This is a genomic window from Pseudomonas sp. PIC25, assembly GCF_002286785.1.
In the GTDB taxonomy this organism is placed as follows: domain Bacteria; phylum Pseudomonadota; class Gammaproteobacteria; order Pseudomonadales; family Pseudomonadaceae; genus Pseudomonas_M.
In genome coordinates, this window is record NZ_MUJY01000161.1 from 1 (window position 1) to 13,161 (window position 13,161).

Annotated in this window: 13 protein-coding genes; 4 read left to right on the forward strand and 9 right to left on the reverse strand. The window is 60.3% G+C overall.

Translation table 11 applies throughout. From position 1 onward, the window contains the following. Window positions 1-94: 94 nt before the first annotated feature. The 6 genes from msrQ to BZL41_RS20125 form a co-directional block, all read right to left on the reverse strand. On the reverse strand, window positions 95-736 hold the full coding sequence (msrQ, locus tag BZL41_RS20100; protein ID WP_095600929.1) for a protein-methionine-sulfoxide reductase heme-binding subunit MsrQ: 642 nt from the start codon (window positions 734-736) through the stop codon (window positions 95-97). Then, on the reverse strand, window positions 736-1,737 hold the full coding sequence (gene msrP / locus BZL41_RS20105; protein WP_095600930.1) for a protein-methionine-sulfoxide reductase catalytic subunit MsrP: 1,002 nt from the start codon (window positions 1,735-1,737) through the stop codon (window positions 736-738). Before msrP ends, msrQ begins: the two co-directional genes overlap by 1 nt. A gap of 62 nt (window positions 1,738-1,799) precedes the next feature. Beyond that, window positions 1,800-2,615: a CDP-diacylglycerol--serine O-phosphatidyltransferase gene (pssA, locus tag BZL41_RS20110; protein WP_084337333.1), complete on the reverse strand. Its 816-nt coding sequence runs from the start codon at window positions 2,613-2,615 to the stop codon at window positions 1,800-1,802. A 158-nt stretch (window positions 2,616-2,773) separates the two neighbouring features. Beyond that, window positions 2,774-3,790 (reverse strand): ketol-acid reductoisomerase, encoded by a 1,017-nt coding sequence (gene ilvC / locus BZL41_RS20115; RefSeq protein ID WP_095600931.1) that lies wholly within the window; start codon window positions 3,788-3,790, stop codon window positions 2,774-2,776. A 48-nt stretch (window positions 3,791-3,838) separates the two neighbouring features. Continuing rightward, window positions 3,839-4,330, reverse strand: coding sequence for an acetolactate synthase small subunit (gene ilvN / locus BZL41_RS20120; protein ID WP_084337329.1), 492 nt, complete (start codon window positions 4,328-4,330; stop codon window positions 3,839-3,841). Between the two features lies 1 nt (window position 4,331). Beyond that, complete coding sequence (locus BZL41_RS20125; RefSeq protein ID WP_095600962.1) at window positions 4,332-6,056, reverse strand: acetolactate synthase 3 large subunit; 1,725 nt, start codon at window positions 6,054-6,056, stop codon at window positions 4,332-4,334. A gap of 401 nt (window positions 6,057-6,457) precedes the next feature. On the opposite strand from BZL41_RS20125, the gene BZL41_RS20130 reads away from it, so the two are divergent. Continuing rightward, window positions 6,458-6,895 carry a DUF4124 domain-containing protein gene (locus BZL41_RS20130; RefSeq protein ID WP_095600932.1) on the forward strand — a complete coding sequence of 146 codons (438 nt, stop codon included), beginning with the start codon at window positions 6,458-6,460 and terminating at the stop codon, window positions 6,893-6,895. 15 nt (window positions 6,896-6,910) lie between these two features. On the opposite strand, the gene BZL41_RS20135 is transcribed toward BZL41_RS20130, so the two are convergent. The 3 genes from BZL41_RS20135 to mrcB are packed head-to-tail and all read right to left on the reverse strand — an operon-like array spanning window position 6,911 to window position 10,293. Next, window positions 6,911-7,243, reverse strand: a complete 333-nt coding sequence (locus BZL41_RS20135) for a YqcC family protein (protein ID WP_095600933.1) — start codon at window positions 7,241-7,243, stop codon at window positions 6,911-6,913. Continuing rightward, window positions 7,243-7,962, reverse strand: a complete 720-nt coding sequence (locus BZL41_RS20140; RefSeq protein ID WP_095600934.1) for a tetratricopeptide repeat protein — start codon at window positions 7,960-7,962, stop codon at window positions 7,243-7,245. The genes BZL41_RS20135 and BZL41_RS20140 overlap by 1 nt, the downstream gene beginning before the upstream one ends. A 15-nt stretch (window positions 7,963-7,977) precedes the next feature. Next, the gene (gene mrcB / locus BZL41_RS20145) at window positions 7,978-10,293 is read right to left on the reverse strand and encodes a penicillin-binding protein 1B (RefSeq protein ID WP_095600935.1); all 2,316 of its coding nucleotides are present in this window, start codon (window positions 10,291-10,293) and stop codon (window positions 7,978-7,980) included. A 117-nt stretch (window positions 10,294-10,410) separates the two neighbouring features. On the opposite strand from mrcB, the gene BZL41_RS20150 reads away from it, so the two are divergent. The 3 genes from BZL41_RS20150 to BZL41_RS20160 all read left to right on the forward strand — a co-directional run bounded on the left by BZL41_RS20150 (window position 10,411) and on the right by BZL41_RS20160 (window position 13,129). Continuing rightward, on the forward strand, window positions 10,411-11,973 hold the full coding sequence (locus BZL41_RS20150; RefSeq protein ID WP_095600936.1) for a bifunctional aminoglycoside phosphotransferase/ATP-binding protein: 1,563 nt from the start codon (window positions 10,411-10,413) through the stop codon (window positions 11,971-11,973). 62 nt (window positions 11,974-12,035) lie between these two features. Beyond that, window positions 12,036-12,380: a pentapeptide repeat-containing protein gene (locus BZL41_RS20155; protein WP_095600937.1), complete on the forward strand. Its 345-nt coding sequence runs from the start codon at window positions 12,036-12,038 to the stop codon at window positions 12,378-12,380. Beyond that, window positions 12,377-13,129, forward strand: a complete 753-nt coding sequence (locus BZL41_RS20160) for a class I SAM-dependent methyltransferase (RefSeq protein ID WP_095600938.1) — start codon at window positions 12,377-12,379, stop codon at window positions 13,127-13,129. Before BZL41_RS20155 ends, BZL41_RS20160 begins: the two co-directional genes overlap by 4 nt. Window positions 13,130-13,161: the final 32 nt, after the last annotated feature.

Consider the following 13,161-nt stretch of genomic DNA (forward strand, 5'->3'; position numbering starts at 1 on the left):
CCCCTTTTACTTACTCAACTCTTTGATTATCAAGGAGTTTTTCGTTCAGGCTGCGCCGGAAGTGGCGCGCATTATAGAACCATTCGAACAGCCGTCAACACTTTGTTGAAACCTTTTTTTCATTCTTTCCGCTCGGAGACATGCCAAACGACAACCGCGGCAACCGTGCAGCCAAAAAAGGCAGCCGCAGGGTAAGAAGAAAAGAACCGACCAAAGCATAGCCGGCCCATTCCTGCAGATCGGCCCGAACCACCCAAAGCATATGCAGAAGGACCAATACCAGCACGCCATAAACGATACGGTGCAACGCCTTCCATCGCCGCCCCAGCTTACGAACGCTGAAGCGATTGGAGGTCGCAGCCAGGCAAAACAGGCCCACGAAAGCCAATGCTCCGACCATGATGTAGGGCCGCTTCTGTAGATCGACAAGCAATTGCTCGATATCCAGCCCCAGCAAAAAAACTGCATAGGACGTAATGTGCAAAACCGCATAGGCGAAGGACCAGAGTCCAAGCTGGCGCCGCACAACCAGCCAACCACCCCAACCAGTTGTTCGCTGCAGAGGCGTCATGCACAACGTGATCAGAAGCAACGTCAACGCTCCCAGACCGAGCCGATCGACCAGAACCTTGCCGGGATCAGCCCCCAAAGCCAGCGTCCAACCCTGGTAAAGCCAGAAAGCAGGCACCGCCAGCGCCACGATGAAGATTGCCAAACGAAAGAAGCGGTAGCGCATCAGTAGTTTTTCCGGAGATCCAAACCGGCATAGAGATCAGCCACTTCGTCATAACCGTTGAACAGGCGGGTTGGAATGACATTGGGGCTGAACAGACTGCTCGGCAGCCGGCGCTCCTGCGCCTGACTCCAGCGAGGATGATCCACTTCGGGGTTCACATTGGCGAAGAAGCCATACTCGCTGGGCGCCAGACTCTCCCAGGTCGTCTTAGGCTGCACACTGGTCAAACTGATGCGAACGATGGATTTGATGCTTTTAAAACCGTACTTCCAAGGCACAACCAATCTCAACGGGGCGCCATTCTGGGAAGGCAAGACACGCCCATACATGCCAACCGCCATGAGTGTCAGCGGATGCATGGCTTCATCCATCCGCAGCCCTTCGATGTACGGCCAGTCGATAAGGGAAAACCCTGAACGCTGGCCAACCATTCGCTGTGGATCGACGAGGGTTTCGAACCTTACATACTTGGCCTGCGCCGTCGGCTCCGCCCGTTTGAGCAAATCAGCCAACGGGAACCCCAACCAGGGAATGACCATGGACCAGGCTTCCACACAACGCAGCCGGTATATGCGCTCTTCCAACTGATGGGGCTGGCAGAACTCTTCCAGAGAGAATTGCCCCGGCTTGGCGACCTCGCCATCGATGGCCACAGTCCAGGGTTCGGCCTTGAACTGAGCAGCATGCCGAGCCGGATCACCTTTATTCGGCCCGAACTCGTAGAAGTTGTTGTAGCGGGTCGCATCCTTGAAAGGTGTCAGCGCCTCGTCACCCGGAACCATCGATTGCCAACGGGTCGAGATCAGCTTCTCGTCGAACCAGGCCGGAGCCTGGGCGGCCTCCACCCCAGCATAGCGCTCAGCCAATGCTCGACCGGGAACCAGGGATAACGAAGCCACCCCACCCATCGCCCCCAGAAAACGGCGGCGCGACAGATAAGTCGCTTCAGGCGTGACCTCTGACTCACGAGCCAGAGAGACAGAAGGAATCTTGATCAGCATGAGAGGCTCCGCAATCCTGGAACGGGTGCGCCAATAGACTGCGGAGCCGCGGGGAAATTACATCACTCGACAGTCTTGCGGCGGCGCAATTGCAACAAGTATTGCACCGGCCCCGAAGCAGCATAAGCCAGGAAGATCAGCAGCAGGATGCGCGGCGGATCACTGAATACCACTGCGAAAACCAGCACTACCACCAGGATCGCAACGAAAGGTACCCGCCCCTTGAGGTCGAGATCCTTGAAGCTGTGATACTTGATATTGCTGACCATCAATGCTCCGGCTGCTGCTACCAGCAGGGCAACGACGAAAGCCATATTCGACCCTTTGATACCGAAGTCACTGAAGGCCCATACAGTACCGGCCACGACCCCAGCCGCAGCGGGGCTCGCCAACCCAATGAAAAAGCGTTTGTCGGCCTTGCCCACCTGAGTATTGAAGCGCGCGAGCCGCAGAGCCGCCCCCGCCACATAAATGAAGGCCACCATCCAGCCGACCTTGCCCAAACTGCCCAGCGCCCACTCGAATGCCAGGAGCGCAGGCGCCACACCGAAGGCAACCATGTCGGACAGCGAATCGTACTCAGCACCGAACGCGCTCTGCGTATTGGTGAGGCGAGCGACACGTCCATCCAGGCTATCCAGCACCATGGCAACGAACACCGTTGCGGCGGCCACATAAAAGTTGCCGTTCATGGCATTGATGATGGAATAGAAACCGGCGAACAGGTTGGCTGTAGTGAACAGATTGGGCAGCAGATAGATGCCGCGATGACGGACCTTGCGTCCCTCTGCGTCATGCCCCTCTTCGACATGCTCATCGATGGGTAACAGACTTTCGGCGTCGGAAGCCTTGTTCGGCTCCTCGGGATGTTCGTTCATGAACAGTACCTTGCTAAAAGGTTCGGAAGTTTCGACAGAAGCAACCGATCAGGGTTCGCGAGCGGTCCTTGACCAGCGCCCTGGCTTTATACCAGACAGAAGGGGCCTCCTAGAACGAAAAACGCGGCCGTAGCCGCGTTCTTTCTTCGTCTCGGACCTTAGTTCTTGGTCTTGTCGACGATCTTGTTGGAAGCGATCCACGGCATCATTGCACGCAGACGCTCGCCAACCTGCTCGATCGGGTGAGCAGCGTTGTTGCGACGATAAGCCGTCATCGAAGCGTAGTTGGAAGCACCCTCGCTGATGAACATCTTCGCGTACTCGCCATTCTGGATACGCTTCAGCGCGTTGCGCATGGCAGCACGGGACTCGGCGTTGATCACTTCCGGGCCGGTCACGTACTCGCCGTATTCGGCGTTGTTGGAGATCGAGTAGTTCATGTTGGCGATACCGCCTTCGTACATGAGGTCAACGATCAGCTTCAGTTCGTGCAGGCACTCGAAGTAAGCCATTTCCGGCGCATAGCCGGCCTCGACCAAGGTTTCGAAACCAGCTTTCACCAGTTCGACGCAACCACCGCAGAGTACGGCCTGCTCACCGAACAGGTCGGTCTCGGTTTCATCCTTGAAGGTGGTTTCGATGATGCCGGTACGGCCACCACCGACGCCACAGGCGTAGGACAGAGCGACGTTCTTGGCATTACCGGAAGCATCCTGGTAGATGGCGACCAGATCAGGGATACCGCCGCCCTTGACGAACTCGGAGCGCACGGTGTGACCCGGAGCCTTCGGGGCGATCATGATCACGTCGAGATCGGCACGCGGAACGACTTGGTTGTAGTGGATCGAGAAACCATGAGCGAAGGCCAGGGTGGCGCCCTTCTTCAGATTCGGCTCGATTTCTTCCTTGTACAGGCGACCCTGGAATTCGTCGGGCGTCAGGATCATCACCACGTCAGCAGCGGCAACAGCAGCCGGAACGTCGGATACCTTCAAGCCATGGGCTTCGGCTTTCTTCACCGAGGCGGACCCCGGACGCAGACCGACGGTAACGTCGACACCGGAATCCTTCAGGTTGCAGGCATGGGCATGTCCCTGGGAGCCGTAACCGATGATGGCGACCTTCTTGCCTTGAATGATGGAGAGGTCGCAGTCTTTGTCGTAATACACTTTCATGGAAATTCCCCTTTCTTACCGGCCGGTTCGGGCCATTCGCTAAATCGGTTAGATGCTCAGTACTTTGTCGCCGCGAGCGATGCCCGTGACACCACTGCGCACGACTTCCAAAATCGACGCGGTGCCGATGGCCTGGATGAAGCTGTCCAGTTTCTCGCTGGTACCCGCAAGCTGGATCGTGTAGACGCTGCTGGTAACGTCGACGATCTGGCCACGGAAGATATCGGTGGTGCGCTTGACCTCGGCGCGCTGTGCACCGGTAGCCTTCACTTTCACCAACATCAGTTCACGCTCGATGTGGGCGCTTTCCGACAGATCGACCAGCTTGACCACTTCGATGAGCTTGTTGAGGTTTTTGGTGATCTGCTCGATCACCTCATCATGCCCCACGGTAGTCAGCGTCAGACGCGACAGGGTCGGATCCTCGGTAGGCGCTACCGTCAGGCTTTCGATGTTGTAGTTGCGCTGCGAGAACAGGCCGACCACCCGCGACAGGGCGCCGGGCTCGTTTTCCATCAGCAGGGAAATGATGTGTCGCATGTCAGGTCCGCTCCGTCTTGCTCAGCCACATATCGCGCATGGCGCCGTCTCTGATCTGCATCGGATAGACGTGTTCGCTGGCGTCTACCGCGATGTCGAGGAACACGAGACGGTTCTTCAGGGCGAACGCCTCTTCCATCTTCGGCTTCAGATCCTTCAGATCGGTAATGCGGATGCCCACGTGGCCGTATGCCTCGGCCAGCTTGACGAAGTCCGGCAGCGACTCCATGTAGGAATGCGAGTAACGGCTGCTGTACTGCATGTCCTGCCATTGGCGCACCATGCCCAGCGCACCGTTGTTCAGGTTGACGATCTTCACCGGCAGGTCGTACTGCAGACAGGTCGACAGTTCCTGGATGTTCATCTGGATACTGCCTTCGCCGGTCACGCAGGCGACTTCGGCATCCGGGAAGTTCAGCTTGACGCCCATAGCGGCCGGGAAACCGAAACCCATGGTGCCCAGGCCACCGGAGTTGATCCAGCGATTGGGCTTGTCGAACTTGTAGTACTGCGCCGCGAACATCTGGTGCTGCCCCACATCGGACGTGATGAAGGCATCGCCCTTGGTCACTTCGCAGAGGGTCTCGATCACGGTCTGCGGCTTGATGATGCTGCCGTCACCCTTGTCGTAAGGGAACAGACCGCGATTGCCGCGCCACTCTTCGATCTGCTTCCACCAGCTCGCCACCGCTTCTTTGTTCGGGGTCTCGCCGATTTCCTTGACGATGGCAACCATCTCGGTCAGCACGCTGTCTACCGGGCCAACGATCGGGATATCCGCCTTGATGGTCTTGGAAATCGATGCCGGGTCGATATCGACATGGATGATCTTGGCGTTCGGGCAGAACTTGCTCGGGCCGTTGATGACCCGGTCATCAAAACGCGCGCCGACAGCCAGGATCACATCGGCGTGGTGCATGGCCAGGTTGGCGGTATAGCTGCCGTGCATGCCGAGCATGCCGACGAACTGGCGATCGCTGCCCGGGTAGCCGCCAAGCCCCATCAGGGTATTGGTGACCGGCAGGTTGAGCATGCGCGCCAGCTCGGTCAGCGGGGCAGCGGCGTTGCCCATGATCACACCGCCACCGGAATAGAGAATCGGACGTTTGGCCGCCAGCAGCATTTCCGCCGCCTTGCGAATCTGTCCCGAGTGGCCGCGCACAGCCGGGCTGTAGGAACGCAGCTTGACCTTCTTCGGATAGACGTACTCGAACTTCTCGGCCGGGTTGGTCATGTCCTTGGGAATATCGACCACAACCGGGCCAGGGCGACCCGACTGCGCGATATAAAAAGCCTTCTTCATCACCTCAGGGATTTCAGAGGGATGCTTGATCATGAAACTGTGCTTCACGATCGGACGGGAGATACCGACCATGTCGGTTTCCTGGAAAGCATCGGTCCCCACCATGCCGCTCGGCACCTGCCCCGACAGAATGACCATCGGGATCGAGTCCATGTAGGCAGTGGCAATACCGGTAATGGCGTTGGTTGCACCCGGACCGGAGGTCACCAGCACCACACCGGGTTTTCCGGTGGCGCGAGCATAGCCGTCGGCCATATGGGTTGCAGCCTGCTCATGGCGGACGAGGATGTGCGTGACTTCCTTTTCCTTGAACAGAGCATCGTAGATATGCAGGAGGGCACCACCCGGATACCCATAGATGTACTTAACGCCTTCGTCACGCAAGAAGCGGACGACCATTTCAGCGCCGGATAAGAGCTCCACGTTGTTCACCTCTAGAACGCCAGAACGCCACCCACAACGGATGGCCCTAAATAGGTCTACTGCCTAGCAGAGCATGAGCGACGGTGGTCGCCGACTACGTCAGCTACTACTGAGCAAGTATTGGGAGTGCCCCAAATGTTGCGGAGCCTTCCCACCCAGCGCGAGGTAACGCGTTGCGGGTGTAACAGGTCGGCGCGGGTAGCGCCTCATGTCTGCTGAGCTGAAGCCAGCTTGCGGCGGACTTCACTACAGCGAACGATGGATTGTTCGGATTAGACGACAGCAAGTCAAGTCATCCCTGAGGATTCTTCACTCCGCCGCTGTGACACAGAGCAGGATGACGAGGCACGAGTTTTGGTTATAGTAACGGCCAGGTTATCCCCTTATATAAAGGAAACAGCATGCGTCGCATGATTTTCACAGGCAGCCTGCTGCTCGCCTTGAGTGCCAGCGCCGTGGCCGGCCAAGTGTACAAATGGGTAGACGCGCAAGGTATCACGCACTTCGGCTCCCAGCCCCCTCAAGGCCAGGAGGCGACCCCCGTCAACACCAATAGCGCAACGCCGAAGGCCCCTGCTCCGGCGCCACTACCCAAGCTAGACAGCGAGATCGAAGCCGACAAGCAGAAGGCCATCGATGAGAAGGTGAAGCAGGAAGTGGCCAAGCGCGAAGAAGAACGCAAGAAGTACTGCGAAACCGTGCGTACCAACCTGTCACAGCTACAGAACAACCCACGGGTACGCGTCGAGGAAAACGGCGACTTCCGCCGACTCACGGAAGAAGAACGGCAGGCACGGATCAGCGAAGCCCAGAAGGCGATCGAGGAAAACTGCCAGTAATGAGGGAGCGCGGCATCAGGCTGCGCTCTTGATCAACCGGTCGAACTCACCCAACGCCAGCATCAACGCCCGGGTTTCGACCGGGCACTCCCGGTACACCACCTCTGCCATGGGACGGATGCCCGATACCGTCGGCAGCTCGTGACCTCCCTCGATCAATACCTTCATCCGCGGCAGAAAAACCCACTGTAGCCACTGCTCGAAGGTCAGGGTATCGACACAGAAAGGCTCTGGACTGGCCAAAGCCTCCGCACTCGGCTCGCTGTCCGCCCACCAGCCCAATAACCGCAACTCTCGCTCGATCAACAGAAGCTGATCGGCCAGAGCGGACAGATGCGCGTCGTTCATCAGAGGTTGACCCGCGCCCGCTCACGCGCCTGCGCGGCGCCCGCCGCATCACCCTGGCGCTCACGCGCCTTGGCAATCAGTTCCCAGAGGCTCGCTTGCAGCGCGGGACGCCCATTGGCATAAGTCAGGCCGCGGCGCGCCAACTGCTCGGCCTGGGCGGCATCGCCCTGGGCGAGGCGAACCTCCGCCAACCGATAGAGCACCTGCGGCTCACGCGGTGCGATGCGCTGGGCACGCTCGAGGCTGGAGGACGCCCCGTTCAGATCGCCGCCACTCTGTTGCTGCTGCGCCGCGGTGAGAAGCGCGAGTACCGGGCCATCCAGTTGCTCATCGGCCGCCAGGCCGCCGCTGTTGCTGGGGATACCGGTCGGCGCGCTCGGAGCGCTGTAGCTGCCCGCCCCGCCAGAAGACCCACCGCTGGCAGGCCCCGTGGTGATGGAGGACGTCGTGATCGGTGTACTGGAGGAGCCATCCGGCGCAGGAAAGGTCTGGATCGGCGTCGAACTGCCGCCAGGTACCATGACCACCACGCCGGAGTCCTCATTGATTGTCTGCGGCTGCTGCTGAGGTGCAGCCGGGCGATAGGCCCCTCCCGCCCCCTCTTCCAGTTCCGACAACGGGGCACTGGAGTCCACCACGGGAATCGATCCACGCTGTACCGAGGCACAACCACTCAGCACTGCCGTAGCGGCCAGGGCGGGAATCCACCACTTGTTCATGCGAATCCTCTTTGCTTATTGCAACCAGCCGCGCACCCAATCCATCACCGAATCGACCGGCGCCTGGATACCGCAGGCCGTACCGGGTGGCGGCTCACTTCCACGAATATAAGGCATCTGGACGGCATTCGGGCAGCTCGGGTCGGAACCCTGCCCGGTATAGGCGTCGATCCAAGCTTGCGTCACGTTGTCCGGCAGCGGCATGTCCAGTGGTAGCGGATCGGCCTTGCGCATGAAGCCGGTCCATACCTGCAGGGCACCAGTGGCGCCGGTGAACGGGGTCTGGCCATTGTCGTCGCGCCCCATCCAGACCACCGCCAGCAAGTCCTGGCTGAAACCGGCGAACCAACTGTCGCGGGAGTCGTTGGTGGTACCGGTCTTGCCCGCCAACGTCAGCGAACGAGGCAACTGGTTGTATACCGAACGCCCGGTTCCTTCACGCATGACTCGCTGCATTGCGTTCTGAACCAAATAAATGGCACCCGGATCGAAACGCTGCTGAATCTGGAACGGATACCGCTTGAGCGGCTCGCCATCGGCCGTCAACACGCTGCGGATGCCGCGCAACGGTGTATTGAAGCCACCATTGGCCAGGGTCAGGTACATGCTGGTGACTTCCATCGGGCTGAGCGCCCCGGCCCCCAGCAACATCGACGGGTATGCCGGCCATTCGCGCGAAACGCCCAGCCGCTCCATCGTCTTCAGGACATTGGGTACGCCGAGTTCGAGCCCCAGCTTGGCAGTGGACAAATTGTAGGAATTCGCCAGCCCCTGGTACAGGTAAATGGTGCCGTGGGCCTTGTGGTCGTAGTTCTGCGGCTTCCAGACCTGGCCGTCCTGCCCCTTGACGGAGAAGGGCTCGTCCGACAGCCAACTGGTCAGCGTGTACTGACTAGGACGCTCCAGGGCCGTGAGATAGATCACCGGTTTGATCAGCGAACCAATCGGCCGCACGGCATCCAGCGCACGGTTGAAGCCTGCGAAACGCGGCTGACGGCTACCGATCAAGGCCTGGATTTCACCCGTCTCCGGATTGGTCACGACCATCGCCGCTTCCATCTGATCGGCCCCTTTGCTGCCAGAGATGCGTTTGAACGACTCGTTCAAAGCACTCTCGGCCTTGAGCTGGAGGATCGGATCGAAGCTAGTGAAGATACGCAGCCCCTCTTCCGTGAGGTCTTCTTCACGATAGTCCTGGCGCAGTTGGCGCTTCACCAGATCGAGAAACGCAGGATACGAGCTATCCGCCATACTGCCTCGAGGTGTCACACCGAGCGGCTTCTGCTTCGCCGCCTCGGCCTCTTCAGCCGTTACCACGCCCTGCTCCACCAGAACATCCAGCACTAGGTTGCGTCGCTCGAGAGCGCGCTCGGGATTGCGCCGCGGGTTGTAGTAGGTCGGCCCCTTGACCATGCCGACCAGCAACGCCACTTGGTGCAGTTTCAGCTCGGACAGCGGCTGGCTGAAGAAATACTGGCTGGCCAAGCCGAAGCCATGCACGGCACGCTGGCCATCCTGGCCAAGGAACACCTCGTTGAGGTACGCCTCGAGAATCTCACGCTTGTCGTAATGCAGCTCCAGCAGCACGGCCATCATGGCCTCGGTCGCCTTGCGGGTCAGGCTGCGCTCGTTGGTCAGGTAGAAATTCTTGACCAACTGCTGGGTCAGCGTACTACCCCCCTGGAGCAACTGGCCGGACGTGGCGTTAATCCAGAAGGCCCGCGCGATCGACTTGGGTGAGACGCCGAAGTGGTGGAAGAACTCGCGGTCCTCCACCGCCACCAGGGTATCCACCAGATAGGGCGGCACCTGGTCCAGCTTGATCAGGATGCGGTCTTCCTGATGCGCCGGGTACAGCCCGCCGATCAGCAAAGGCTCCAGCCGGGCGACGGCCAAGTCCGAACCATCGGCCTGATTGAGCCCGGCGACGAAATCCCCGGAAAAGCGCACCCGGATGCGCTGCGAAGGCTCGGCGCCCTCGTAGAACTGGAAGCCACGCGTCTGCAAATCGACGGAGTTTCCGGAAACAGACACGCTGCCGGGGCCGGTTACAGCCTCGCGGCGGTAGCCGAGAGCATCCAGTTCGGTCAGGAAGTCGTCCTTGGCCAACTTGAGTCCGACAAACAATTCGAGTGGGCGGGCATACACCTTGGCAGGCACAGTCCAGCGCTTGCCGGAGAATTTTTCCTGTACCACGGCATCCAGGTAGACGGCAAAACCGGCCAGCACCACCAGACCGACCAGACCGAGCTTCAGAGCCCAGCCCAACCAGGGGCGCAAGCCACCGGAGCGGCGTTTGGAACGCGAACGAGAAGAACGGGAACGAGTCATGGCGGCGCATTATACGCACTTTATCCACAGGGGACAGGCGCCCCCTGGCGGTTTGCATGGCGCCCTGCAGCGGCCATAATGCCGCCCAACTTCAAGTCTTAGACGTAAGGATCGACCGTGAGCCAAGCCCTGATTGCCGCGCTGCAGAACCCGGCGCTCTATCCGCATCCGGTAGACCAGTTCCAGGTCATCGAAACCCATATTTCCTGGGTCCTGCTCACGGGCCCCTACGCTTACAAATTCAAGAAACCGGTCGACTTCGGCTTCCTCGACTTCACCACGCTGGAGGCCCGCAAGCACTTCTGCGAAGAAGAAGTCCGGTTGAACCAGCGCCTGACGCAGAACCTCTACCTCGACGTCATTCCGATCACCGGCAGCGAATCCGCGCCACAACTGAACGGCGACGGCCCGATCATCGAATATGCCGTGAGGATGCGTCAGTTCCCGCAAAGCAACCTGCTGGGCGAAATCCAGGCGCGCGGCGAACTCACCGGCGCCCACATCGATGCGCTGGCCCGGCAGATCGCCCGCTTCCACCTGACCACGCCATCGGTGGCGCCGGATCACGTCATGTGCCAGCCGGACGCCATGATGGCGCCACTGCGCCAGAACTTCGAACAGATCCGCCCATTGCTCAGCGACAAGGCCGACATCCAGCAATTGGACGCATTGGAAGCCTGGACCGAAAGCACCATCGACCGCCTGGGCCCTCTGCTCGAAGAGCGAAAGAACCAGGGCTTCATCCGCGAATGCCACGGCGACATCCACCTGGGCAACGCCACCCTTATCGACGGTGAAGTCGTGTTGTTCGACTGCATCGAATTCAACGAACCGTTTCGTCTCACCGACATCGCAGCGGACAGCGCCTTCCTCGCCATGGACCTGGAGGACCGTGGGCTGAAATGCCTGTCGCGCCGCTTCCTCAGCCTCTGGCTCGAGCAGACCGGCGACTATGCCGCGTTGGAGCTGATGAACCTCTACAAGTCCTACCGGGCCCTGGTGCGTGCCAAGGTCAGCCTGTTCCGCCTCGGCCAGGAGCAGGATGCAGTCCAGCGCGCGGTGATCCTGCGCCAATACCGCAACTATGCGAGCCTGGCTGAAAGCTACAGTGCCATTCCTTCGCGCTTCCTGGCCATCGCCCACGGTGTTTCCTCTGTGGGCAAGAGCCACGTCGCGATGCGCCTGGTCGAAGCACTCGGCGCCATCCGCCTGCGTTCGGACACAGAGCGCAAGCGCCTGTTCGGCGAACAGGATGAAAGCGAACGGGGCCAACTGAGTGCCGGCATCTATAACCAGGACGCCAGCGATGCCACCTATCGTCGCCTGCACGAGCTGGCAGACGCCGCCCTGCACGCCGGCTATCCGGTGGTCATCGATGCCACCTACCTGAAACACGCCCAGCGCCAGGCCGCCTGGGAGATCGCCGAGCGCACCGGAGTCCCCTTCCTGATTCTCGACTGCCATGCGCCGGATGCCGTCATCGCCAGTTGGTTGGCCCAGCGGCAGAGCGAAGGGCTGGATCCGTCCGATGCCACGCTGGACATCATCCACGCGCAACAGCAGAGCCGGGAGCTGCTCACGACGGACGAACAAGCGCATAGCCGGCGCGTGGATACCCACGAGGCCGCCAGCCTGGACAAACTGGTCGACAATATTCGCCAACGCCTGCCCGGCCTCTGACCACGGCAGGGTCACCGGACAGCTTCTATACTGCCCGGTGACCCATTGCCGGAACCGCACTCATGAGCCAGCCGCGTCAACTGGACGACCCGCTGTACCGCCTGCTGCGCCAGGAAGACATCGCCGGCTTCAATCATCGGCGCCCCTCGGACGGAGAAATCGACCTCACCGGCGGAGATTTTCGCGGCCTCGACTTGCGCAACCTGAATGCCGACGGGGTGAATTTCACCGATGCCTATTTCCGCGGCGCCGACCTGCGCGGCCTGGACCTTCGCAAGGCGCGCATGGAAGGTGCCAGCCTGGCTCACGCGCAGATTTCCGGTGCCTATTTCCCGGTTGAGCTGAGCGCCGACGAGATTCTCATGTCGGTGAATTTCGGCACCCGCCTCCGCTACCGAAAACCATGAGTGAGATCGCCCAACTGTTCGACGCCCGCGCGGATGCTTATGCCAGTTTCCGCCCGGAGTACCCACCGGCACTCTTCACTTGGCTCGCCGCAAACAGTCCTTCGCGCCAGCGTGCCCTCGACATCGCCTGCGGCAACGGCCAGGCCAGCCGCCCCTTGGGTAAGTATTTCGACCAAGTCCTGGCCAGCGATGCCAGCCACGAGCAGTTACGTATGGAAGATCGCTGGGACGGCGTCGAACGCTTCGCCGCGGATGCCGAGTCGCTACCGCTGCCCTCGGGGAGCCTCGATCTCATCGTGGTCGCCCAGGCTCTGCACTGGTTCGCCACGCCGCGCTTCTTCGCCGAAGTGAAACGTCTGCTCAAGCCCCGCGGCCTGTTCTGCGCCTGGTGCTACAGCCTGCTGCGTATCGATGATGCTCTCGACCCGGTAATCGACCGGCTCTACAGTGGCACCTTGAAAGGTTACTGGCCGAAAGGGCGCGAAAGCGTCGATGCAGGCTACCGCGACCTTTCCGTACCCTTCCCCCGACTCGATCTTCCACCGTTCGCCATCGAGGTCGAATGGAGCTTCGAACACTTCGTCGGTTACCTGCGCACCTGGTCCGCCGTGCAACGCTGGGAGCGCGAACATGGCAAGGATCCGGTAATCGACTATTTATCTGCTCTGCGTCAAGCCTGGGGTGATGTCACTGCGCCACAGTCCATCCGCTGGCCGCTACACTTCGTCGCAGGCTATCCGACCCCCTGACTATCAATGAGGCATCATTGCAAGGAGGCTGA

What these genes read in the sequence shown, in the direction of transcription:
- BZL41_RS20140 (WP_095600934.1), bottom strand. Translation starts at nt 7,962, where the DNA reads ATGAACAAGTGGTGGATTCCCGCCCTGGCCGCTACGGCAGTGCTGAGT.
- ilvC (WP_095600931.1), bottom strand. Translation starts at nt 3,790, where the DNA reads ATGAAAGTGTATTACGACAAAGACTGCGACCTCTCCATCATTCAAGGC.
- ilvN (WP_084337329.1), bottom strand. Translation starts at nt 4,330, where the DNA reads ATGCGACACATCATTTCCCTGCTGATGGAAAACGAGCCCGGCGCCCTG.
- mrcB (WP_095600935.1), bottom strand. Translation starts at nt 10,293, where the DNA reads ATGACTCGTTCCCGTTCTTCTCGTTCGCGTTCCAAACGCCGCTCCGGT.
- msrQ (WP_095600929.1), bottom strand. Translation starts at nt 736, where the DNA reads ATGCGCTACCGCTTCTTTCGTTTGGCAATCTTCATCGTGGCGCTGGCG.
- BZL41_RS20160 (WP_095600938.1), top strand. Translation starts at nt 12,377, where the DNA reads ATGAGTGAGATCGCCCAACTGTTCGACGCCCGCGCGGATGCTTATGCC.
- BZL41_RS20130 (WP_095600932.1), top strand. Translation starts at nt 6,458, where the DNA reads ATGCGTCGCATGATTTTCACAGGCAGCCTGCTGCTCGCCTTGAGTGCC.
- msrP (WP_095600930.1), bottom strand. Translation starts at nt 1,737, where the DNA reads ATGCTGATCAAGATTCCTTCTGTCTCTCTGGCTCGTGAGTCAGAGGTC.
- BZL41_RS20155 (WP_095600937.1), top strand. Translation starts at nt 12,036, where the DNA reads ATGAGCCAGCCGCGTCAACTGGACGACCCGCTGTACCGCCTGCTGCGC.
- BZL41_RS20135 (WP_095600933.1), bottom strand. Translation starts at nt 7,243, where the DNA reads ATGAACGACGCGCATCTGTCCGCTCTGGCCGATCAGCTTCTGTTGATC.
- pssA (WP_084337333.1), bottom strand. Translation starts at nt 2,615, where the DNA reads ATGAACGAACATCCCGAGGAGCCGAACAAGGCTTCCGACGCCGAAAGT.